The sequence below is a fragment of the Exiguobacterium sp. s95 genome, assembly GCF_018618655.1.
GTDB lineage: Bacteria > Bacillota > Bacilli > Exiguobacteriales > Exiguobacteriaceae > Exiguobacterium_A > Exiguobacterium_A oxidotolerans.
The window spans coordinates 462,659-485,854 of the sequence record NZ_JACSMM010000001.1 but is presented as its reverse complement, the minus strand read 5'-3'; the positions used below and the strand labels follow the sequence as shown (position 1 = coordinate 485,854).

At 49.4% G+C, this 23,196-nt stretch carries 22 protein-coding genes; 15 read left to right on the top strand and 7 right to left on the bottom strand.

Annotated features, from left to right (window positions below):
- Nucleotides 1-278 precede the first annotated feature (278 nt).
- Nucleotides 279-422 carry a hypothetical protein gene (locus KNP99_RS02770; RefSeq protein ID WP_214766150.1) on the bottom strand — a complete coding sequence of 48 codons (144 nt, stop codon included), beginning with the start codon at nucleotides 420-422 and terminating at the stop codon, nucleotides 279-281.
- 166 nt (nucleotides 423-588) lie between these two features.
- Here KNP99_RS02770 and KNP99_RS02765 point away from each other — a divergent pair, with 166 nt between their 5' ends.
- The 3 genes from KNP99_RS02765 to KNP99_RS02755 all read left to right on the top strand — a co-directional run bounded on the left by KNP99_RS02765 (nucleotide 589) and on the right by KNP99_RS02755 (nucleotide 3,642).
- Complete coding sequence (locus KNP99_RS02765) at nucleotides 589-1,182, top strand: hypothetical protein (protein WP_214771088.1); 594 nt, start codon at nucleotides 589-591, stop codon at nucleotides 1,180-1,182.
- 27 nt (nucleotides 1,183-1,209) lie between these two features.
- Nucleotides 1,210-2,403, top strand: coding sequence for a hypothetical protein (locus KNP99_RS02760; protein WP_088837190.1), 1,194 nt, complete (start codon nucleotides 1,210-1,212; stop codon nucleotides 2,401-2,403).
- A gap of 267 nt (nucleotides 2,404-2,670) precedes the next feature.
- A complete protein-coding gene (locus KNP99_RS02755; protein ID WP_088837189.1) occupies nucleotides 2,671-3,642 on the top strand; it encodes a phosphotransferase in 972 nt (323 codons plus the stop codon).
- Between the two features lie 127 nt (nucleotides 3,643-3,769).
- Here KNP99_RS02755 and KNP99_RS02750 read toward each other — a convergent pair whose 3' ends face one another.
- Nucleotides 3,770-5,239 (bottom strand): potassium/proton antiporter, encoded by a 1,470-nt coding sequence (locus tag KNP99_RS02750; RefSeq protein WP_239456722.1) that lies wholly within the window; start codon nucleotides 5,237-5,239, stop codon nucleotides 3,770-3,772.
- 176 nt (nucleotides 5,240-5,415) lie between these two features.
- Here KNP99_RS02750 and KNP99_RS02745 point away from each other — a divergent pair, with 176 nt between their 5' ends.
- The 9 genes from KNP99_RS02745 (at nucleotide 5,416) to KNP99_RS02705 (ending at nucleotide 15,950) form a co-directional block, all read left to right on the top strand.
- On the top strand, nucleotides 5,416-6,288 hold the full coding sequence (locus KNP99_RS02745; RefSeq protein WP_088837187.1) for an SDR family NAD(P)-dependent oxidoreductase: 873 nt from the start codon (nucleotides 5,416-5,418) through the stop codon (nucleotides 6,286-6,288).
- 233 nt (nucleotides 6,289-6,521) lie between these two features.
- Nucleotides 6,522-7,007 (top strand): GNAT family N-acetyltransferase, encoded by a 486-nt coding sequence (locus KNP99_RS02740; protein WP_029330260.1) that lies wholly within the window; start codon nucleotides 6,522-6,524, stop codon nucleotides 7,005-7,007.
- Nucleotides 7,008-7,080: 73 nt separating this feature from the next.
- Nucleotides 7,081-8,130: an oxidoreductase gene (locus KNP99_RS02735; protein WP_088837186.1), complete on the top strand. Its 1,050-nt coding sequence runs from the start codon at nucleotides 7,081-7,083 to the stop codon at nucleotides 8,128-8,130.
- Nucleotides 8,131-8,591: 461 nt separating this feature from the next.
- Complete coding sequence (locus tag KNP99_RS02730) at nucleotides 8,592-9,677, top strand: C39 family peptidase (RefSeq protein WP_214845745.1); 1,086 nt, start codon at nucleotides 8,592-8,594, stop codon at nucleotides 9,675-9,677.
- A gap of 159 nt (nucleotides 9,678-9,836) precedes the next feature.
- Entirely contained in the window at nucleotides 9,837-11,516 is a 1,680-nt protein-coding gene (locus tag KNP99_RS02725; protein ID WP_215193024.1) for a DUF2339 domain-containing protein, read from the top strand.
- 135 nt (nucleotides 11,517-11,651) lie between these two features.
- Nucleotides 11,652-12,485, top strand: a complete 834-nt coding sequence (efeO, locus tag KNP99_RS02720) for an iron uptake system protein EfeO (RefSeq protein ID WP_214766144.1) — start codon at nucleotides 11,652-11,654, stop codon at nucleotides 12,483-12,485.
- 2 nt (nucleotides 12,486-12,487) lie between these two features.
- Nucleotides 12,488-13,729: an iron uptake transporter deferrochelatase/peroxidase subunit gene (gene efeB / locus KNP99_RS02715; protein WP_215193023.1), complete on the top strand. Its 1,242-nt coding sequence runs from the start codon at nucleotides 12,488-12,490 to the stop codon at nucleotides 13,727-13,729.
- Complete coding sequence (locus KNP99_RS02710) at nucleotides 13,713-15,392, top strand: FTR1 family iron permease (protein ID WP_215193045.1); 1,680 nt, start codon at nucleotides 13,713-13,715, stop codon at nucleotides 15,390-15,392. The genes efeB and KNP99_RS02710 overlap by 17 nt, the downstream gene beginning before the upstream one ends.
- A gap of 96 nt (nucleotides 15,393-15,488) precedes the next feature.
- Nucleotides 15,489-15,950 carry a YflT domain-containing protein gene (locus tag KNP99_RS02705; RefSeq protein ID WP_088837180.1) on the top strand — a complete coding sequence of 154 codons (462 nt, stop codon included), beginning with the start codon at nucleotides 15,489-15,491 and terminating at the stop codon, nucleotides 15,948-15,950.
- A 291-nt stretch (nucleotides 15,951-16,241) separates the two neighbouring features.
- Here the strand turns inward: KNP99_RS02705 and KNP99_RS02700 are convergent, their stop codons facing one another.
- Nucleotides 16,242-16,778, bottom strand: a complete 537-nt coding sequence (locus tag KNP99_RS02700) for a flavodoxin family protein (RefSeq protein ID WP_215193022.1) — start codon at nucleotides 16,776-16,778, stop codon at nucleotides 16,242-16,244.
- A gap of 151 nt (nucleotides 16,779-16,929) precedes the next feature.
- Between KNP99_RS02700 and KNP99_RS02695 the strand changes: the two genes are divergently transcribed.
- On the top strand, nucleotides 16,930-17,598 hold the full coding sequence (locus KNP99_RS02695; RefSeq protein ID WP_088837178.1) for a hypothetical protein: 669 nt from the start codon (nucleotides 16,930-16,932) through the stop codon (nucleotides 17,596-17,598).
- Here KNP99_RS02695 and KNP99_RS02690 read toward each other — a convergent pair.
- Entirely contained in the window at nucleotides 17,584-18,432 is an 849-nt protein-coding gene (locus KNP99_RS02690) for an alpha/beta fold hydrolase (protein WP_088837177.1), read from the bottom strand. The two genes, KNP99_RS02695 and KNP99_RS02690, sit on opposite strands and share 15 nt — an antisense overlap.
- A 113-nt stretch (nucleotides 18,433-18,545) precedes the next feature.
- Here KNP99_RS02690 and KNP99_RS02685 point away from each other — a divergent pair, with 113 nt between their 5' ends.
- Both KNP99_RS02685 and KNP99_RS02680 read left to right on the top strand, forming a co-directional pair.
- Nucleotides 18,546-19,550 (top strand): helix-turn-helix transcriptional regulator, encoded by a 1,005-nt coding sequence (locus tag KNP99_RS02685; RefSeq protein ID WP_214766137.1) that lies wholly within the window; start codon nucleotides 18,546-18,548, stop codon nucleotides 19,548-19,550.
- A gap of 133 nt (nucleotides 19,551-19,683) precedes the next feature.
- Complete coding sequence (locus KNP99_RS02680; RefSeq protein WP_088837175.1) at nucleotides 19,684-20,010, top strand: hypothetical protein; 327 nt, start codon at nucleotides 19,684-19,686, stop codon at nucleotides 20,008-20,010.
- Nucleotides 20,011-20,228: 218 nt separating this feature from the next.
- On the opposite strand, the gene KNP99_RS02675 is transcribed toward KNP99_RS02680, so the two are convergent.
- From KNP99_RS02675 to KNP99_RS02665, 3 genes are read right to left on the bottom strand one after another with little or no spacing between them, the layout of a single operon-like run.
- Nucleotides 20,229-21,206, bottom strand: coding sequence for a hypothetical protein (locus tag KNP99_RS02675; protein ID WP_239456896.1), 978 nt, complete (start codon nucleotides 21,204-21,206; stop codon nucleotides 20,229-20,231).
- Complete coding sequence (locus tag KNP99_RS02670) at nucleotides 21,203-22,249, bottom strand: DUF58 domain-containing protein (RefSeq protein WP_088837174.1); 1,047 nt, start codon at nucleotides 22,247-22,249, stop codon at nucleotides 21,203-21,205. Before KNP99_RS02670 ends, KNP99_RS02675 begins: the two co-directional genes overlap by 4 nt.
- A gap of 2 nt (nucleotides 22,250-22,251) precedes the next feature.
- Nucleotides 22,252-23,160: an AAA family ATPase gene (locus KNP99_RS02665; RefSeq protein WP_029330224.1), complete on the bottom strand. Its 909-nt coding sequence runs from the start codon at nucleotides 23,158-23,160 to the stop codon at nucleotides 22,252-22,254.
- Between the last annotated feature and the right edge of the window lie 36 nt (nucleotides 23,161-23,196).

Genomic DNA, 23,196 nt, shown 5'->3' with positions numbered 1-23,196 from the left:
AATTACGTTCGAAAGGAATGAATACAAATGGGTTTTTACATCATGTTGCTGTCATTCATACTAGGAATCTACTTGACAATTTTCAGCATTTCGCGCAGGAAACGGAAGCGTTCCTACATATTGTTTCTCGTCCCGGGGATCCTCCTGGTCATCTTTGCCGTGTATCTCGCAAGACCGCATTAAAAAAAGGGAGATGGATTTCCGGGGCGAACACCGGAGAACCGTCTTCCTTGTTTTTTGTTAATCGAGAGACGTGCTCCCGTTTGAGTCAACACCGCTTAGGGGGTTTGCTCATCAAGCGGTTCGATTTGTTCCGTTTCGACAGGTGGATCCAGTTCATCTGCTTCGTTCGTCAAAGGAAACGCGATCCCGGCACTGGTCAATAGCGTGATGAGTGCGGCATTCGTTAGTGTTTGGCGCATCGTTGCTCACTCCTTCTTTTGTTATCCTACGAAATTGAAAAAAGAAAAGTTACACTTTTTGATTATTCTGAACATTTAAGTGGGATTCGTCAAGTAATCGTCATCTTCACCTAAGTATTTTTCCCGATAAACCGTTATACTTAAACATGGAAAAGAGGGATGTCGCTTGAAATTAACGAAAGCTAACACACGCATTTTTGAATCATTGTTACCCCGTTTGAACGTTAACGCGGAAGAACCGGAGCGAACGGACATCGAACGTCAACTGCAGGCTGATTTGTATGAAGCGCAGCGGCAACAACGACCGTTCGAAGAAGTCCATGGGCAAACACCGGAAGCGCGACTCGACATGATGATTGCAGCGATTCCGGAACAGCGTCGTGCTGAGACACAAAAACGCTGGACACGGAACTATGTCTCAAGCATCTTGATGTATATTTTCATCGAGGGAATCGATGGCGTCTTTCAGTTCGCACTCGCCGACTATTTGTTGTTCTCAATCATCGCCTTGTTCTTGATTGACGCGATGTCGATCTTAATCACGTCACCGAAAATACGTGACGTCAAAGGACGTGTCTGGGGACAGTTCATCATCAGTTTCGTTTTATTTGCAACGTATAAAGCGGTCTTGATTACGTTCGTCCCGAATCCCGATGTCATCTTCCAAGTCAGCGGGACACCTTCTTACATCATCGGAGTCGGTGGTCTGATTGCGTTATACCTCTACTGGTCGAAGAACCCGCTACGAAAACGCGCCTAAACGAATCGAGAGAGGAGTGGACGGATCATGGAATTTACGCACTGGAAAAGACGCTTACAGGATCACTTCGAACGAATGGGCTTTAACTTACGGATTGAACGCCTTGCCATGCAAGACATCATTAAGCTCGAGGCGACCCACGGAGCCTTTTTGTTCTTCCCCGTGACGATCAACTTATATGAACGGATGGGCTGGAAAATGATTGCGATTGAATCGCACCATCCGGATACGGTCGAGGATGCGTTCGCCGAAGCACAAATCGAATCGTTGTTCCAACTGACGATGGTGACATTCGAAGAAGAAGAGCGTGAGTTTTTACTCGGCTTCTATAGCAATACCGGTCGTTATTTGACGGACCGTCAATCTCCGACGGGGCAGTTGCTCGCGGCAATCGAACGGGAGTGGTATGACGGAGAAACGATCCGGATTGAAACGTTCGAGGAATTTCCTGGACTGTTCGTGGCACCACCGTTCGCACACCAAGCGTACGCATTCGCCGCAGCGGAAGGCAGGTGGCACATGTTCGTCGGGCGGACGGGACGCCCGGCGAACGATTACCGGTTCGATGGAGCAGTCCTGATGCCGCACCGGATTGCCGATAATGAACTGTTCACGATGACGCCGCTTGCGGTTGCGATTGATGATACGGCAGGATTGCGCGACCAATTGCATGAGGAACGGTCAGAAATCAAACGATTCCACAGACAAGCGATGGAGACGATTCGTGACTACGATCCGTCGTTCGGCTTCGCTTGGCGCGGGACGGTCACATTCTTTCATGGCATTCCCGTCGACCCTTTTGCACAGCGGTTATGGCTGGAAGACGGACAAAAACGGTTCCGGATCATGCAAAAAGCATCCCAACGGATTTTAGCACTCGGCGACACGTGTACCGAAGCGATTCATGCGCTTGACGAGGCCGTCAGCGCCGGTGAACCGGACGGGACACCCGTCAGTGCTGTCGGACAACTCATCCTCGGGATTTGGCAACAGTTTGAGTCCGATGAACGGACCTACTTGACAGAGGTCGTCTGTACCGGGATTTCACGGACACAGGCGGAGAACCGGATCCGGCATGGCTTAGCGCGCCAAGAGGCAGTCAATTGGATTGAACGTGCACAAAACGGACGTGACCACTTCCAGTTCGCAGGACTATCCATTACATTACCGCACCGCCCACCCGGAACGATCGAGATTAGACGAGAAGAGGAACAACGATGAACGTCAGCTACACTCGCGAATCTGTCTGATACGACTTCACGCATCAGACAGTTGACGGACCACTTCGATGTCCGGTACATTCGTCAGCAGGAACAAACGCTGGTAGAAAACAAGTAAATTCTATTGAATGAGGATCGAACCCCCGATGTCTTCGCCCTGCGAAAAAACGTCGGGGGTTTTTTCGCATAAGTTAACGGTTCAATCGATTCTGGCGCCTCTCAAGGCGAAAAAGTTCGTAAAAAATAACGGAGATAACAGGAGAAACATATGGAATCATACCGATTTGATCAGATTTGTGTATTGTTTGATTTAGGCGAACGGACAGAAGACCCACGCCCCCTTTCCGGCGGTTTCATCCATGACATGTATGGACTGAGGACGACAAAAGGACATTATGCTGTAAAATGCTTGAATCCGCAGATTATGAGACGACCTGACGCGTTTGCGAACTTCAAAAACGCGGAAGATTTTGCATTGCTTGCAGGTCGGCACCTTTCCGCTCTTCCGGCAAAACGGATACGGGGGGAAGCGGTGCAACAGATAGCTGACGAGTACTTTCTTATTTTTGACTGGGTCGACGGCAACCTGCTTTCCTTGAAGGAGATCCAGCCATCCCATTGTAATACCATCGGGACCTATCTCGCAGGCTTACACCAACTTGATGCTGGCATGGTCCCCGCAGTGGTTGGAACGATTAGCCACGACTGGACAACTCATCTCAAAAGAGGCCAAGCAATCGACGCCGAGTGGAGTGTTGCCCTAAGCGAAATCACCGAGGCGTTAAAAGTGTGGAACGAGCGAGCAGTGCGAGCAGAAGCGTTCCTATCCAACGCTTGCGTCATGAGTCACCGCGACTTGGATCCTAAAAATGTCTTATGGACGAAAAACGACCTGGTCGTCATTGACTGGGAATCGGCGGGTCCGATTCATCCTGTCCTTGATGTCCTTGAGACGGCGCTTTACTGGTCAGAGGATGAGACGGGGCATCTGAACAAGCAGAAGTTTCAAGCATTTTTTAGTGGTTACACAACGAAAAATAACCTAGGGGATGCGAAATGGTCGGCTGTAATCGCCTGTAGCTATTCGAGCAAACTTGATTGGCTCGCTTATAATATCAGCCGGACATTCAGTGCGGATAAAACGGAGCGACGAATCGGTACAGAACAGGTGAAACAGACGATCCTCGACTTAAAACGCCACACGGACCGGATGGAGACGCTGAAAGGCTGGCTGACTTAAACGTCGCAACAACATCCATCTGGGATAGGACTCTTACGTCTGAACAAAGTACCGGACATCCCGTCCAACATCCATCACAGGACCGATGATCCCGCTTTTTTCACGGAATCATCGGTCCTTTTTAACTTTAAAGACCAAGCGAGGCAATCAGCTTTCGAATCCGTTCTTCCGATTGTTTCGGCGTCAGAATCAGGAGTTGATCGCCACCAATCAATCGTGTCTGACCGCGGGGGGTAATGATGGCATCGTCACGAATGACGGCGACGACGAGCAGATCCTGCGGCATCTCAATCTCTTGCAATGTTTTCCCGTCAATCCGACAGAACGACGGGACACTGACCTCGACGATTTCAGCATTCGGATTTGCGACCGTCATGAATTGAATCAACGGCTCAATCCCGATCGTTGGTTTCACTTCGAGCTTCATGACACGGACAATCCACGGTAAGGCCGTTCCCTGCAGTAAAGCCGATGTCATGACAGTGAAGAAGACGATGTTGAACAAGAGATAGGAGTTCGCAAGTCCGCTCGAAAGCGGATAGGTCGCAAGGATGATTGGTACGGCGCCGCGTAGTCCGGCAGCCGTGATGACACTTTGCTCCCGGTAATTGTAGTGAAAGGGAAGAAGTGAGATGAAAACAGCGAGTGGTCGTGCGACGAGAATCAGCGTCACGACGATGATGCCTGAAATGAGCAGCATCTGCGGATCGAGCAGTTGGCGCGGGAAGACGAGCAGTCCGAGCATGATGAACATCCCGACTTCTGCCAGATGCGACAAGCTGCCGCTGAAACGAATCAAGATGTCGCGGTAAATCATGTCGTGGTTACTGATCCAAATGCCTGTCACGTAGACGGCGAGGAAGCCACTCGCATGGATACTCGTCGCGATCCCGTAAGACAGTAAGGCGCCGCTGATCAAGAGTGTCGGATACAGGGCCGATGCTTGAAGCTGAATCCGGTTCATCAATTGTGTCAAGAACCAGCCGATACAGAGACCGACGAGTAAACCGATTCCCATTTCGTAGAATAAAGACAGGACGCCACTGATAATCGAGAAACTTTCCGGATCGAGCGCAAGTTCTGTAAAGAGAATCGTCAAAAAGACAGCCATCGGATCATTTGTTCCGGACTCCGCTTCCAGTGTATGTTTGACCTTCTCATCGACAGGACGTCCGCTCAGTAAGGAAAAGACAGCCGCTGCATCGGTCGAGCCGACGAGGGCGCCGACGAGTAACGCCATCGGCCAGCTGAAATCAAGAATGAAGTGGGCGACGAGTGCAATCAAGCCAGTCGTGATGACGACGCCGACCGTCGCAAGCGAAAGGGCAGCAGGGAGGACTTGCCTGAAATCGCCCCATTTCGTGTTGAGACCGCCATCGAACAAAATGATGACGAGGGCGATTGTTCCGAATAGACGCGCTTGTTCAAAGTCAGAAAAAGCAATCCATCCTGCGACATCCGTTCCTGCAAGAATGCCGACGAACACGAATAAAATCAAGGTCGGGACGTTGAGACGAAAGGAGAACTTGGTCGTGATGATTGCGAGTAGTAACAAAATACCGGCAAGTAGTAAGACGGTTCCTTCATGCACATGCATACCTCCTCGAATCGGGGCAGGGTTCTCTTCTGTTACGTTTAGTATACGCTATTCACCTCTTTTGCAGGCGGAGAAGTCTTTTTTTGAAATGATGTGTATAAATCGACGGAAAAAGGAAAACACTCAATATATATGCATGTAAACGAAGAAAGCGTAATTAGAGGAGGAAAATGGAAATGAACATATGTATCGTGACAGGCGCAAACTCGGGGATGGGAATGGTGACAATCCAAGCGTTGCTTGAACGGGGGGACCGCGTCATTGCGACCGTCCGCTCAGAGAAGAAAGCAACACTGCTCGTCCAAATGTTACGTGAACATGGGGTGTCGCATACGAATCTTGAAATCGAAATCGTTCAACTTGACCAACTGGAATCCGTCCGCCGGTTTGCAGACCACTTGTTTGAGCAGATTGGTCGCATCGATCGCCTGATTTTAAATGCCGGGGTCATGGTCCCGCCGTATCATTTGACGAAAGACGGCTTCGAATCCCAGTTCCAAGTCAACTACCTGAGTCACTTCTATTTGATTGAACGCTTGCTGCCGCTCCTTCAACACGGAAACGATCCACGGGTCATCTCGATTTCATCGCTCGCCGGGGAAGGTGGACTCGTCCGAACAGATATCGAACTGGAATCGATTGCCCATGTTAAAAAAGAACAATACAACCCGATGCGGTCGTACCGCGAATCGAAATTGCTACAGATGGTCCACATGCGTGAACTCGCGGACAAGTATGGGGACGATGTGACATTCGTCAGCGTCCATCCCGGCATCGTCAATACCGACTTGTTCTATCGTGGCAAGTACGGCAAAGCGATGAAGGTGCTTTTAAAGCCGATCGCTCAAATCGGTTACTGGACCGGGAAACTGTATACGCCGGAGTACGGGGCGAAAACCGCACTGTACCTCGCGACGACGAATGACCGGCTCGACAATGGCGGCTATTACGCCGATTCCGCACCACGTCTCAGTAACCCGGTCGTCGAGGATACGCGCTACCGTGAAGATGCGCGCCGTCTATCGAAAAAATGGGTCGGACTCGACTGAAGACAAAAAAAGGCCTACCGGCTCGTGGGAAGCCGGTAGATCCACGTTGTGAAGACTGGGGGTCTGATCACACTTTTAGAATACGATATTTAAAAATAAAATTGTAGAATATGAAAAAAATCACAAAATGATGCGTTTTTATGATTTTTTTTTAGCGATGCGAGCAAAACGGTTTTCTTCTGGTGCAGTTTTCGTTAGGATAAAGAAGAATTTTTGCTTACAGGAGGTACAACATGATACGACTAGCTACATCACAAGACGTTCGAAACATCGCAACACTACTCGAGCACAAGGCGCTCGCACTCCAAGCGACGGGCAGCACACAGTGGTCTGCTTACCTTGAACAAGACATCGAAACACTCGTCCAAGAGGATCTTGATGCCGGAAGACTGTTTGTTTTTGAAGAAAACGACCAGTTGCTCGGTTCCGTTGCCCTGCTTCCTTCGATGGAATGGGATCGCTCGTTATGGGCAGATACAGAAGGTCTTTATATCCACCGGATTGTCGTCAGTGATTTGGCGAAAGGACGCCGCGTCGGAAAACAACTTCTTGATTATGTAATCGAGTTGACGGATTACGAAGGGGAAACACTTCGCCTCGACTGCGTGGCGTCAAATGCATTTTTAAACGACTATTATACGTCGGTCGGTTTTACGTACCAAGGAACATATGACGGATTTTCGACATATGAGTACGAACGAATCGAAGCGACGGCATAATCGGTCATTTGTTCAAGACAAGTCGTAGCCGCTTTGTTAAGGTAAAAGAAAAGTAATTGCGAGGAGTGATAGGATGCGACTTCAGATTGGCTTCATCGGCTTCGGTAAGAGCACGACCCGTTATCATCTGCCTTATGTCATGATTGATCCCCATTTCGAGGTGACGTGGATTTATAATCGGACGGCAAAACCGGAGTTAGAGGAAAAATATATGGACAAGCTTCCCGCAGTCCAGTTCACGACGGACCTCGACAAGATGTTGTCGGACGAGAAGCTTCAAGTCGTCGTCATCAACACACCGCCTGCGACGCATTTTGCCTATGCCTTGAAGGCGTTGCAACAGCAGAAGCACGTCCTCGTCGAAAAACCTTTTACCGTCACAGAACAAGAAGCGGTGCAACTGTTTGAGGAAGCACGTAAGCAAGGCGTCAAGCTACTCGCCTATCAAAATCGGCGTTTCGATAGCGACTTTCAAGCCGTCGCCCAAGTCATTGCGTCCGGAAAGCTCGGTCGCATCGTCGAAGTCGTCTCGCATTTCGACTTGTATCGCCCGGATGCGAAGCCGGCGAATACGGCGAATGAGAACGGTGCGCTCTATAGTCTCGGCGTCCATACGATTGATCAAATCATTGCCTTGTTCGGAAGACCGAACCAAGTCGCTTATGACATCCGAACCGTCCGGGGTACTGCGATTCCGGACGATACGTTTGCGCTTGATTTTTATTATGACGATTTCAAGGCGAGTGTCCGAACGAGTCATGTCGCACTGGCACCCGCTCCGCGCTGGATGATCCATGGGACGAACGGGACGTTCATCAAACAGCATGTCGATCGGCAAGAGCTTGACTTAAAAGCAGACTACTTCCCAGGGGAAGAAGGATTCGGGGAAGATTCGGAAGATGATTTCGGTCGGTTACTCTATCATGATAACCACAATCATCTTCAAAATGTCCGGATTCCGAGTCCGATTGGTGACTACGGTAAATTATATCGGGCATTTTACCGGAGTATCGTTGAAGATGCCCCTCTTCCAGTGACGGAAGAAGAGACGACGTTCGTCGCCCATGTGCTCGAGCAGGCGTTCACTCAACCGTCACCGTTTATCGTCAATATTAAAAATTGAATTTCATTTAAAAAGCTAAAGGGTCGCGACCGATTACTTTTCGTGCTTTAAAAGCGATTCAAGACGGATTGCGCTTTAAAACGTCTCCATGCCCGGCTTTTTAGTCACGGTATTAGCTAAAAAGCGTCATGTTTCGTTGACTCCTACGGGAAAAAGTGCGTTTTTAACGCACGTTTAGAGGCAGGCAAGACCCTGCGCGTTGGCCGCTAGGATCCAAGGAGCAACGGCTTGCGCCTCGCCCGAGGAACGCAACGAACAAAGACGCTTGATCTCCCGATAGAACTTTGTCTACAGTCTGAATCTTCTTGTTGTGCATATACAACAGGAAGATTTTTTTGTTACAAAGAATGAAGATATTGCTATTTTTTTAGAATTTTCTTTTGAAATCATGATTATTATTTCAATAACTTGGGAAAAATGGTGTATATCATCGTATTGTCATTCTGTTAAGGGGGTCTATCATGAAGAAGTTTTTCTCAAGTGTCATCGTCGCTGGTGTTCTGTTTGGCGTATTCAGTCCGTCGCTCGTCGCACATGCCGCAACGAAGCTGACCATCACGACCGCAGTCTTACGTGTCCGTGAAAAGCCGACGACCTCAAGCAAGATTCTCGGGAATGTCGTCAAAGGAAACGTCTATACGTCAAAAGGAACATCGGGAAGTTGGTACAAAATCACCTATAAATCACGCACAGGGTACATACACAAAGATTATGTGAAGACATCGACGACGTCCTCGAAGTACACATCGACCGGCACGAAGTATACGACGGTCGGGACGTTAAACGTCAGAACGGGCCCGAGCACAAAATACAAATCCGTCACCCAGCTCGGTAAAGGGGTCAAAGTCGCAACGTATGGTACGTCAGGTAGCTTTACACGTATTTTATATAGCGGGAGCTACCGTTATGTCTCGACACAGTACTTAACGAAAACGAAGCCAACGAGCAGTACGACTAAAAAATTAAATGTCCCGTACTACAATCAATACACGTTAGGTTATCCGTCAGGTTGCGAGTTCGTCTCGCTGAAGATGGCGCTCGCCTACAAGAAAAAGTCTGTTTCGGCTGCGTCGCTCTATAAACAACTACCGAAAAGCATCAGCAATGCGACCTACAAAAATGGGAAATACTACTGGGCCGATCCAGAAAAAATGTTTACGGGTGATCCGGCCGGGACGCTCTCTTACTACAAAAACTGGGGCGTCTATCCAAAAGGCATTCTCCCGCTCGCTAAAAAATACCGGAGTGGCGCCGTCGATATCTCCAAACAAGGTGTCAGTAAGATTGAACGTGAAATCTGGAGCGGGAATCCCGTCATCGTCTGGGCGACCGTTGATTTCAAAAATCCATATGGCTACTTCTCTTGGATCAAGCCGGACGGCAAAACGTTTACCGGGTACCGGAACTATCACGTCATGCTCGTGACGGGTGTTTCAAGCAGTTCGTTCTACGTGTCTGATCCGTATCGTGGGAAATACGCCGTCAGTCGCGCACAGTTCACATCTGTTTATAACACGACGGGACAATATGCGTTATCCGTTCGTTAACCGGTCACCTGAACAAACGACTTTCACCTTTTCCAAAAGGGCGGAAGTCGTTTTTTTCGTTGTATCGTCACCTGATGTTTCCTTATTTTTGAAAAAATAAGAAAAAGGCAGAAGAAACAGGTACACTAGTACCATCTAAAATAAAGAAAGGGTGGAATGATGGAAGAACAACGAATCACCCAACTGGAACAGGAACTCGAGGCGTTGAAGTTACGTGTCGCGCAACTCGAACAGCTGCATCCTGTTCCGCATCCAACGTCTACTCCGGAGCAAAGTACGGTCGCGACACCGAAAAAAAGACCCGCCTTCGTCAAAAAAGACGACACGTTTTCACCAAAAATCAAACAAATCCAGACGCGCGATGAGTGGGAACACATGATTGCGACCATCTGGTTACCGCGCATCGCCGCAATTTTTGCCGCGATTGGGGCAATTTTCTTATTTTCTTACGCCTCGATCTCCGGCTGGGTCAATCCAGCGGTCCGAGTCGGCAGCGGAGTGCTCATCGGATTGCTCTTAATCGGAGTAGGCGAGTATCAGTATGAGAAAAAGCGACGAGAACTCGGCGTCGGGCTCGTCGCGACGGGGACCATCGTTTCTTTAGCCGCCTTGTTCGCTGGCATGGCGTTGTATCAATTCTATTCGCCGGGTCTTGCCTTCTCGCTCGAACTCGTCATTTTATTCATTACGTTCGGATTAATGTTATGGATGGCGTCACGTGTCCTCCTGATTCTCGTCTCAATCACCGGATTTTTACTCCCGTTTCTGCAACTGGCAGACGAAGCGAACATTTCGTTGTTTTTACTGTATGAAGTGATATTGTTCGCCTCCTTATTCTATGCCGCGATTCGCTTAAAAACGATTCTCGGTTTCGTCGTCAGCTGGGGATTCCTGACGATCGCTCTCGTTACAGCGATGAGCATGGTCGGCTTTTCACCACCGTCCATGTCTGACGAAATCTCACTGCTTGCTGCGTCGCTCGTCAGCTACATCGGGACCGCCTTCACTGGGCAACGTCTCCGGATGAAGCGGAACTATCCGAGTTACGGGGCCGGTCTTATTGTGATTGCGATTCTAGCCGTCATCGATTGGCAGTGGGGGACACTGATTGCCCTCGTGCTGGCAGGGCTTGCCTATAGCATCGCTAACTACTCGAAAGATGCCTGGCACAATGCAGTCGGTCACGCGACGGTGTTCTACGCGATCACGCAAATTCCCTATGACATACTCCGCCTGAGCGAGCAGTTCGAAGCCCTGTTGTTCGCCTGCATCCTGATCGGCCTTTGGTTCGTCAAACGCCAGCACATGCCGTACCAACGGATGATTGCTCTCGCTTTGTATGTCTACTTCATCTTCGACCAGATTACGCAGTCGGGTATGTACGCGGCAATGAATGACTCGTTTCGTCTTTCGGTCGTCGCCTTAGTACTTGCGACGAGTGGTTTAATTTATTTACTCGTGCAACAACACCGCGCGATGGTCGAGGACGGGACGTTCCAGATCAGTCTAGTTGTCGCAGCCGTCGGCGTCCTGACGACGTACACGTTACTCGTCATGGAACTGCCGTTTTATGACGGACTCGACGAAACGAATCGCAGTACGACATTATCGGTTGCCTACATTTTACTTGCCTTGCTTCTCGTCACGATTGGTCGGATCCGTAATTTGTCCGTCTGGCGATTATCCGGTCTGTTGCTACTTAGCGTCAGTGCGATTAAGCTGTTAGTGTTTGATTTATCGTTCTTGACGCTCGTCCAAAAAGCGTTTGTCTTTATCGGGTTTGCAATCGTGGCGTTCATCATTTCACGGACGTATTTTAAAAAGCGAAAAAACAACTAAATGAGCAAAAACCCGTCCTGATGACGCTCGTCAGGACGGGTTTTTCATGTTACCTCTAAATTTATATTGATAACGATTATCATTGTCGTCTATACTAACAACTGAACTTACTTAACGATTTGGGGGAAATGAATCATGTCACATAAAAAAATCCTTACGGCGAGTGCCTTGTCACTCGCGACCTTGTTAGCTGCTTGCGGGGAACAAGAAACAGCGACAAAAGCGACACCGAAAACAGCGGACGGCCAATTCGATCAGGTCGTCGCCGATTACCGCGATTATGCAATTAATGAACTGGATGCCTTCACGAATAAAACAGAAGCCTTCACGACGGCCGTCAAGGAAGGAGACCTTGAAAAGGCGAAAGCGCTCTATGCACCGGCGCGGATGCACTATGAACGGGCGGAACCAATCGCGGAAGTTTTCGGTGACCTCGATCCGAAAATCGATGCCCGTGCAGGTGACGTCAAGGAATCCGAGTGGGGCGGTTATCACCGGATCGAACAAGGCTTGTTCGAAAAGGGAACAACAAAAGGGTATGAGCAATACGCGGAGCAATTGATGCAGGACGTCCACCTCTTGCGTGCAAAAGTCGAAACAGTCGATGTGACACCGGAGCTTCTCGTGACGGGGGCAACGGATTTATTGAATGAAGTCTCGACTTCGAAAGTGACAGGCGAAGAAGACCGCTATTCACATACCGATCTTTATGATTTTGCAGCGAACGTCCAAGGGGCGGAAAAAATTTATCAGTTATTGAACCCGAGCCTGATGAAACAAGACGACGCGTTGTCAAAAGAGATCGCAGCGCGCTTTGAGGACGTCAATGCCTTATTAGAAGCGAAGAAAACGGAAAAGGGGTACGTCCTCTATACGGACTTATCAAAAACCGACGTTAAACAGTTGAGTCAAGCCATTAACGAACTGGCAGAACCGCTGTCGAAGATGGGCATCGTACTGGAGGGATAATCATGACACGACCAACATTAGAGGCTGGCATGACGCGACGTGATGTCTTAAAAGTCGCCGGCCTGACCGGTCTCGGTGCAGCTTTTTATGCAAGTGGTGTCGAACGCTTCTTACCGCGCGCCTTGACGGCTAAGGCGTCCGATCAAGTCCCGTTTTACGGCACCTATCAAGCGGGCATCATGACGCCGTCCCAAAATCATGTCCAACTCGTCGCTTTTGACGTCAAGACGGATCGCCGCGACGAGCTGATTGATTTATTGAAGCGCTGGACGCGGGCTTGCGCGCGCTTATCAGCAGGACTATCGCTCGGCGAAACAGATAGCGCCTACATCCCACCGGACGACACCGGTGAAGCAGAGGGGTTATCTGCAAGTCACTTGACGTTCACGTTCGGTTGCGGAATTAGTTTATTTGAAGGGGATCGTTTCGGCATCGGCCATAAACGCCCGGCACTCTTACGAGATTTACCGACATTTGATTTGGACCAGCTCGATGAGAAATGGTCCGGCGGGGACTTGATTGTCCAAATTTGTGCGGACGACCAGCAAGTCGTCTTCCACGCGTTACGCAACTTGACCCGAATCGGACGGGGGGTCGTCAAGATTCGCTGGACGCAAGCCGGTTTCCAGCGGTCGAAAGTGGCAGATGCGACAGGCGGGACACCGCGGAACTTGTTCGGATTCAAAGATGGGACAGGCAATCCTGACGTGACGAAAGCGGCGACGCGGGAGAATACGCTGTTTTATCAATGGCGTGATGGTTCACCTTGGCTGACGAACGGGACGTTTCTCGTCGTTCGCCGGATTCAGATGCACCTTGAAGTCTGGGACCGGACGATTTTGAAGGAGCAGGAGCGGACATTCGGGCGCGAACGGGCGTCCGGGGCACCACTCGGTTCAAAAGATGAGTTCGCGTCCGTTACACCGACGAAACGAATCGCACGGGGGGAAACAGAACTACCGGCAGACTCGCATACAGCGGTCGCGCATGGTGAAGGAAAGGTGCAACTGCTCCGACGCTCCTACTCCTACCAGGATGGCGTTGATGAGACGACAGGCGCATTAGACGCCGGTCTGTTGTTCCTCTCGTATCAGCGATCGCCGGAGCAGTTCATCACGATCCAAGAACGGCTCGCAACTTCTGACCGGATGAATGAATACATTACTCATCGTGGAAGCGCGCTGTTCGCGTGTTTCGGCGGCATTCAAAAAGGAGGTTACATCGGTGATGCGCTCTTTGCTTAAAGCTGCCTTACTCGTGTTCCTTATATGTAGCACGCTCATCCCCCATGCGGGTGCAGAGGCGAAAACCGATGCCCTTTACGTGTCGATTGGTCAAGCCATCTCAGCCGTGAAGGCGGAAGATCGCGATGCACTTTCAAAACGAATCGCGACGTTAGCTAAACAATCAAAGGAACTGGCTGACTCAGATGAAAAAGCCGTCATCTTAAAGCGTTTATCGACGCTGAAACAACATCAGGATGCGTCGTTCGCGACGATCAGTGCGGACTTGACGGCACTGTCGACGGCCGTCCGGACGCTCGAAGAAACAATGCGTCCCGCGCAGGATGCGACGGCCCGGACCCGTCTGCTTGATTTACATGAAGTGACCAAGCAAATGCGGCAAGCGGATGCGGGTGAGCGAAAGACACTCGAACAGACTTTGTTAAAGGAATGGACGGCCCGTGAGAGCGTCGTCCGGGAAGAAAGCATCGGTCACTACGGAAAAGTCGAGATGGCGTTATCTGCGATTCGCATCGCACAAGCACGCCAGACATTCGACCAGACGGAATGGAACGAGGCCCTCAACCAGTTTGATACAAGCATCGACTCATTCGTCGAAGGGGACATCGTCAAGACGGCATCAGTCGAGTTGACCGATTTGATTCGTTTACTCGATCAGGCGTCGGATGCGCTCGTTGCAAAAGACCTTGACGGGGCGCGGTCGACTTTGACGACGTTCATTGCCCAGTGGCCGAGCGGAGAAGGGGCGGTCCGGACACGAGACAGTGCTTTATATACGCAAGTCGAGACGGACGTCCCTTTATTGCTCGCCCGCTTAAACGGGGAGACGCGGAACGCGACAATCACTTCGTTACAGGAATTAAGCGCATCGCTCGGACAACTGACCGACCAGACGAGCTATACGTTCGTCGACGCGATGCTCGTCATGGTCCGGGAAGGACTTGAAGCGTTGCTGATTATCAGTGCGCTCGTCGCCTTAACACGTAAAGCGAATTTACGGGGGGAACGGCACATCTGGTTCGGAGCCGTCCTCGGGCTTTTAGCGAGTGGTCTGCTTGCGCTAATCATTCAATTTTTCTTCTCGACCGCGCTCGCAAGTGTCGGACGAGAGCAAATTGAAGGATGGACCGGCTTGTTCGCCGTTCTCGTGATGTTACTGGTCGGAAATTGGTTACATTCGAAAACGGCCATTACTTCCCGTCAGACGCAACTCGTGTCCGACCTATCGCGGACTTCACTCTTCATCGTCAGTTTCTTGACGATTTTCCGGGAAGGTGCGGAGACGTTACTCTTTTATGTCGGGATGGCACCGGCGATGACGCCACTCGCCTTAGGTGGAGGCATTTTGGCAGCGATTCTCTTGATCGGACTCGTGTCAATTGCAGTCATCTATTTCGGTGTCCGTTTGCCGATTCGCCGTCTATTCTTAGGCGCGACCATCTTAATCTATGTGATGGCCTTTAAGATACTCGGTGTAAGTCTGCACGCGCTCCAACTGACAGGTGTATTGCCTGTCCATCCACTTGCGTTGCCGCCCGTCGCCTGGATCGGATTTTATCCGACGATTGAAACCGTGGTGCCGCAAGTGCTGGTAGGCCTCATCATCATCCTGACCGTACTTCGTAAACAACGACGCGGCACGTCACTAAAGAAAGTTTCATAAGCAGTTTTTGAAATCCATGTTTTATTCATTATGTTTCGGGAATAACTTTATATTGAGACAGCCAACTGAGGCTTAGTATGAAGGAGATGAACGAACATGATTGAAACACGTATTGTCCGTGACATGACTGGCGTCGATGCAGAAATAACGAGTTTAAAGTCAGGCGGGTATTCAAATAAACAAATTTATATTTTTGCAAAAGACGAGGAACTGGCAGAACGGATTGCGAACGATACACAGACGCTTGCTTACCGCGTCACGAAAAAATCTTTTTTTGAAACATTGATGGCGACCGTCCGTAGTAATCGAAAAGATCGTATCGCCCAACTATCTGAACTTGGCATGACGAAAGATGTTGCAGAAAGTTTGGAAGATGAAGTCCGCCATGGCCATATCGTCATTGTCGGATCGAAGTCAGACTTAATCAACCCGGCCTATGCCGCATCTTACGTCGCAGATGAATCGAAAGATTATGGAGCGGGTGTACCGAAGCTTGAAGAAGAGGAAACGACGACAACCTTGCCTGCAGACCAAAATGTGAAGCTCAAAAACGACTAAACAGTCAAAAGACGCATTTGCGATTGCAAATGCGTCTTTTTTTTCCTATACGACTTAACGAGAAGGCTTGATTGGATTTAAGGGAGTGGAGTGAGAATCAAGTCGTGGTCGCACGACCCGTATTTCTTCATCCGTTTGAAATAGCTGTTCTAGTAAAACGATATGATTGCGTGTCTTAAGTCGTTTCCACTTGCGTTCATTGCGTTTTTTCGACTGTAACATCTAGCACCACCTCCGATTAGTCTGACTACAGAATGGAACTAATCAAAAGATTCCCTTACATAACTTTCCTTAAACGTACGCTTTTGACATTTTTTCTCGGAACGCATCAATCTCTGCAAGGGCGACCGTATCGCGTTCGACGTCCCCCGGTGCATTCCCTTCCGCGAGGATTGCCGTTTCAAGACGGGCTCCTAAAAAGGTCGCGATATGGTCGAACTGTGTCACAAGGGCGCGTCCTTTTTCTTTTGGATCATCGCCGCCGACAGCAATCAGGTGGAATCGCTTGCCTTGCATCCGCTCACGGAAACGTAAGTCTTCATCACGCAACGATTCACTGAAGCGGTCGATGAAGAGCTTCATCTTCGTGGACATCGAATACCAGTAAATCGGCGTGATGAACACGATGTCGTCATGCTCGAGCATTTCTTCCACGATCCGCCGGTAATCATCGCCAATCGGTAAGAACCCACCATGATGCCGCCGGTCTTCCACAGGTTGAATCATCGTGTTGGCTAAATCGACCGACACATGAGGAATGCCCTCGAATGCGCGGACACCGAGCCATTCACTGTTCCCTTTTCTAGAACTGCCGTAAATCGTATACATCTTCGTTTCATCTCCTTTATTAATCGCTATTTGTCCATTGTAAGACAAAGGAAACGTTGAAATAAACTGATTTGCTTCTAAGAATGGTTTTGAAAACCGGGATTGCGGAAAAAGACTATCAGCACACCAGGAAAAGAGGAGGATACGTCTGATGGAAAGAAGTATTTTGATTGCTTTAGAAAAACACCTTTATGTGATGCACCATGATTTAGACGGTCTCGCTCGTCTCATCACGAAAAAGTTCGTTCATCTCAGTCAAGTCGCAGCGTCCGTCGAACATTTTCGTCGGATGAGCTTTGATATCTATAAATCACGGGAATCGTTGGCTCAAATTTCGCCGCAAGTCCTCTATGAGACGGCACTTGATTATGAGGACTGGCTTGAAGAGGAGTTTGATCAAATCCCACCGAGCTGGATGCTCAGCCGTGATGAGGAACTAGCACTTGATCAACTTTGGTGGTTTGAATTTTTCCGGATTCAAGCTGAACTCGAGGAATGGCTCAGCCTGTACTTAATTCGTCGAATCCGTGAAGACATTCGGTATGTACCCCCTGTCATTGAAAAGAACGCCTATGCATTATCGGACGACGCCCGTCATGTCTTTTGGCGTTTGTTGCAACGGTCCGTTGCCAAACCTTCGTCGAAAATCAAAGCGAATCAACTGTCCTGTCGAATGGGCATCGCAGAAATCGCCCGCTGTGCCCGCTTGAACGAAGAACGGACGGAGCAGGCGATCGACGAATTGACGGCCCGGGGAATCATCTCGATTGTCGAGGAAAATGAAAAAATGAAGCTACATGTTCGTTTACAGGTGATTTAATGTGATGAAGCGTTCAATCATTCGTTCATCTCGTCGTGCTGAAGGACCAATCCAAATCAAATGACCCGGACTTTTCGATTCGATGAACTGGGCATGGGGGATCAGACGCTGCGTATAGCGGGCATGCTCGAACGGGACAGCGCGATCGGCTTGTGAATGGACGATTAGGACTGGGCAGCTGACCGTTTCGAGTGTCTGTCGCTCAAGCTGCTGAGTGATGTCGAACAAGACGCCGCGCCCGGGACCGTTCTGTAGTCCGACGGCATACAATAAGCGTTCATCCTCATGCGTCAAGAGTGACCGAATGTCACTACGTTGCAATAGGCTCGTCATTTCGACCATCCGGACGGACGCCTCTTCAGGAAATTTTTTTAACTTATCTTTAACATATGTCCATAATACCCACTGAATGAAGTGGAGTGGACGTTGCAAGAGCGGTTGAATCAATACGTTCTGGTATGGAAGTGAAATTTGATGAGACATCGCACACGCTAAAACGAGTGAGCAAGCAGCATCGTTTTGGCTCGCTAGGGCGATTGCTGTCGGACCGCCTGCTGAGATACCGTAGATGGTATAGCGCGTAAAACCACGTGCTTGCATCCAACCTTTATAGAACGCAGCTAGCTCGACAGGAGACTCCGCTAACCGCAGCGGGGTTTTTCCGTATCCGGGACGTGACGGGACAATCACGCGGTACCCGGCTTGAATTAATTTTTCGACATGATAGATTTCCCGGTAATCGGACTGTGTACCGTGGATTAACAGAATGATGGGACCTGTTCCGCTATCCCGGTAATCAAATTGTTGTTCCTTCCATTCACCAATCAAATGCATCCAAATTCTCCTAACGATATAAATTTTACCAATTTATTGTTAATATTATTATTTATTTACGGTATACTCGAAGTATAATCAAATACCGTAACGATAGGAAATGAGGATGTACCGTGCCTACTGAAAAATTATCAAACCGTGATCGCTTACTGGCTGTTCGGGATATTTTTGAAAAATACTCGGACGAAGAGGAGACCTTGACGTTAGAAGACTTGAGTATCGCTTTATCAAAACGAGGATTGATTGAAAAATTATCAAGAAAATCGCTGAAGGACGATATTGAGGCCCTCGCGAAAGCAGGGTTTGATGTCGTCAAAGAAGAGACGAAAAATGGACTGGCGACGCCATATCATCTCGTCAGCCGGCGGTTTGAGCATCACCAGTTGCGTTTACTCGTCGACGCGATTGCAAGTGCGAAATTCATTTCGGAAAGTGAGACGAAGGCGCTTGTTCGAACGATTCAATCATTGACGAGCGAGCGGTTGGCGAAGACGTTGAACCCCGTCATCCATACGGTAAAAAAACCAAAAGGAATGATTCCGTTCTCGATCGATACGATTCAAAAGGCGATTACGGAACAAGAAATCATCAGCTTTCAGTACCAAGGGAAGTTTAATGAACGGACGCGGAAGTTCGAGCTCCGCCGAGATGGTGATTTTTATCTCGTCACACCAGCGCACCTAATTGTCGATAACGGGAACTATTACTTAATCGGTCGTGATGAACGTGTCCAGCAGATTCGGACATATCGTGTCGACCGGATCGTCCAGTGCAGTGTATTCGAACCGGCAGAGACTCCGGTCGAGGTGGATCCTTCCTACTTGAGTAACATGTTCAACATGTACGGAGGGGAAGATGAGCAACTGACGTTAAAATTTCACGAAAGCGTCATGCCGACGGTCGTCGATCGATTCGGGACGGATATCCGCTGTCGACGAATCGACGAGGAATGGTTTGAGGTTAAAGTCAGTGCCCTCTTCTCGGAAGGCTTCATGATATGGTTGATTCAATTTGCTAACCAAGCTGAAATCATCGAACCGAGCATCCGTCGTGAAACCTTTAAAGAGAAGGTCCTTCAGTTGGCGCGAATCTATCAGGAAAGTTCTGTTGTAAACTAATGCTGCGAAAAGTGTCCTTTCACTTGCAAGGACACTTTTTGTCGTTTTTTGTCGTATATTCATATTTGAATATTTTCGCGTATCTTTTCCGTCTACTATTAAGGGTATCTGATACTTATGTAGGAGGAACGTCATGCAACAGATGGAAAATCGCCGTACACGGGGCTGGATGGATGGACTATTGTATCTATTCTTCGTCTGTCTATCCTATACTTCCTGGTACTTATTGTTTATTTTCGCTTTTAACTTACTTTTTGCGGAAGAACTATTAGAAACGATGGATATCGTTATTTTTGGTTTTAGTCCACTCTTTGCACTAGCCATTACAGTCTTTTCGATTCGTCTCTTTAAACGTCGTGGTCAACTCAAACATATCCCGGTAATTCTTGTCGTCTATTCGCTTGCAACGAGTATTTTACTGTATTATTCAATCGCTTATTCGGTCTTACCACGGCTGTAACGAGACTTGCATCATCCCGTTATTTGGAATATGCTACGCTTATAGCTCATGCCAATAAGGGGGGATACCATGAACACACAGTATATCCTCGACTGGATGCCGTTAGTGCTTCCTGTCGGTGCAATCGTCTTTATCGTCGTCATCGCACGTAAAGCATCGAAAATTGATTCAACTAAATGAAAAATCTCCATTCTCTGTTACAGAGATGGAGATTTTTTTTATTGTTCAATACGTTCCCGAACCTGACGACGGAAAACTTGTAAATCATAGGCGGGTTCACTTTGACTAAACTCGATTCCGTCGATCAAGCGGGCATTGCGTTCGACTTCCGGGAAGGTGATTCGCTCAAGCCATTCGTATGTCGTCTCATCGCGTTTGCGTGGAAAGGCTTGCTCCAATTGCGAGGCGAGTTGGAGCAACGGATGCTGACTGTGCTTTTTCGCGGCCTTCGTCCGCTTTTTGGCGGTTGGTCGGACGATCTCGTCCTGCTCCACCGTGACGACGCGTCGTTTACGGAGGAAATAGAACATCAGTCCGACGACGAGGAGAGCCAGTCCGAGGGCGGCATAATTAAACACCTGGATCGTCGCGGCGTTCATTGCCCCTTGTTTGATGGGTTCGACCGCTTCCATGTTGCCGAGGGTTGCACCAGTCTGCGTTTTTTCATCGACCTTTTCCGAAAGCGGAATCGTCCACGTAAAGAGTGAACCGAATGCCTCGAAGGCGGGGCGCATTAAATTTGCGACGGATCCGAACAATGCTTCCTTCATCAGGCGAAGAAGGAAAACGAGCAAAAAGCTAAGTCCGAAGGCGAGCGTGACGCTCGTCAAAATCCGGCGCCACTCGACGAAATGTCGCTTTAAGAATGGCGTCAGGACGAGTAGACCAAGCAAGACATAGGCGAGGAGCGGTGGTGTCAGTCCGGGGTACAAGAAACAAATCCCGACGAAGACAGCACCCGTCAAAGCAAAGCGGTACTCGAGTTCGATCGTCTCGAGGAAGGCACCGATCGCAGTCGCTAACAATAAGAAGATGCTGATCAATGGTGATACATAAAACAGGGCGAGCGCAGCGATCACTTGCAGAAGAATCCGGACTTTCCGAACGGGTAGGACGGCAAGCAGCGCAAAGGCAAGCAACGGGAGTGCCATCGTCTGTAAGAGACTGATGATGAGTAACCACCAGAGCAACATCATGCGCTCACCTCCTTTTGCCGATGACCGAGGTGGATCGCGGCAGTCGTCGACGGGACGGCCCGTTGGAGACGTTTCATGAAGTAGCGGCGCTCAAGCGGTAAGTCGTACTCTGACAGGCGTGCCAAACACTCCATCGTCCGTAAAAACTGTTCCTTTCCTTTTCCGGACGGAACATGATACCACTGACCATCCCGATTGACCATCGAAATCCAAAGACTGTAAGAGGCACCTTGTTTTTCAAGTTCCCGGATGATTGTCGCACCACGGGACAGCAGTTTTTCAAAGTCACTCCGTAAGGACAATCCGTCACCGGACAGACCGTCGATGATGACGGCATAATCATGATTCCGGACACGGTCGTATTGATAGGAATAGAGTTCGCTCGTCTTCGCATATGCTGACCAGTAAATTGTCTTGGCGTCTCCCGCATAAGGGACGACGGAATGAAAGCTCGATCGGTCCGTGAACGGGCTCGACCGATCAACCGTCTCACCGGGGATTTGCCGTTCGTTCCATTCGACGGAAGCAGGGGCGAAGTCCGGGAAGACATGCCCGAGTTGTTGAATCGGTAATGTCAAGTAGACCGTCATCGTATGGAACGGATCTGAAATCATCACATCGAACGACTGAATCCGAATCGTTCCGCGATGTGCGGCGATGACGTCAATTTCGAACGGAACGATTTGATTTTTACCGACGAACAGATGATGCCGCCAAAATTGACTGCCTGCACCATCGATTCGGACCTGATCCCCGAGCAAGCCGGATACAGTGACTTTACCGAGCGGAAACCTTGCCCGGTTTTCTAAAGCAAACGGGATGGCGAGTTCATCGTCACGAAAGGCACGTGTCGTTTCGACCAGTCGGACGTCGATCTGATTAGCTAAGTATTCGAGACACTTCGGCATATACCAGCCGTAGAGGACATAGGCGACGAATAGACTGGCGAGGACGAGTGAACCATATAGGGCGCAAAAGACACCACTTACCCCGACTAGAAATAAGAAGATGGGATGGAATGCTTTAGGTGTAATCAATTGCATGGTTACACCTCAGTCGGTACAGTCAAAGATTCAAGGGTTTGTTTGACGAGTCGTTCATTCGTCATCTTTAACGTCGCTTCAAGGGTCAAGACGAGACGGTGGGCGAGCAAGGGGGTGGCCAAGCTCTTGATATCTTCCGGCGTCACGTAATTCCGCTCATGCATCCAGGCGCGTGCTTTTGCCGCTTTCAGCAAGGCGAGCGTCGCCCGCGGACTTGGACCGATTTCGATGTCACGGTGCGCTCGTAGGGCGTCACATACATCAAGGAGGTAGTCCTCGACCGTATCTTCGATGGTTACGGCTGCGACTTCCTGTTTCCAGGCGTTCAATTGCTCGAGTGGGAGATGAAGATCCATCGCCTCGAGATGCGCGCCCCGCAAAAGTGCTTTTTCAGCAGTCCGGTCGAGCGGCGTGAACGAAAGTTTGAATAGAAAACGATCGAGCTGAGCTTGAGGCAACGGGAACGTTCCTTGTCCATCGAACGGGTTTTGTGTCGCGATGACAAAAAAGTGTTGCGGTAACGTATAGGACGTGTCACCGATTGTGACTTGTGCTTCCGCCATCGCTTCAAGGAGCGCTGACTGGGTGCGCGGGGTCGTCCGGTTGATTTCATCGACGAGGACGATGTTGGCGAACAGAGGACCGAATCGTTGTTCGAATGAGCCGGTCAACGGATTGAACAACTCCATTCCGAGTAAATCGGTCGGTAGCGTATCAGCTGTACACTGGACACGGGAAAACTTCGCATCGAGCGACTGCGCCAATGCCTTAGCGAGTGTCGTCTTGCCGGTACCCGGTCGATCTTCCAGTAAGACATGTCCTTCGGCGAGCATGCCGATCAACAGATGATCGATGACATGGTCCTGCCCGAGGACGGATTGTTTTAAGGATGTACGTAGTTGTTGAAACATAAAATAATTCCCCCTTGTTTTCTTCTTCTCACTAAA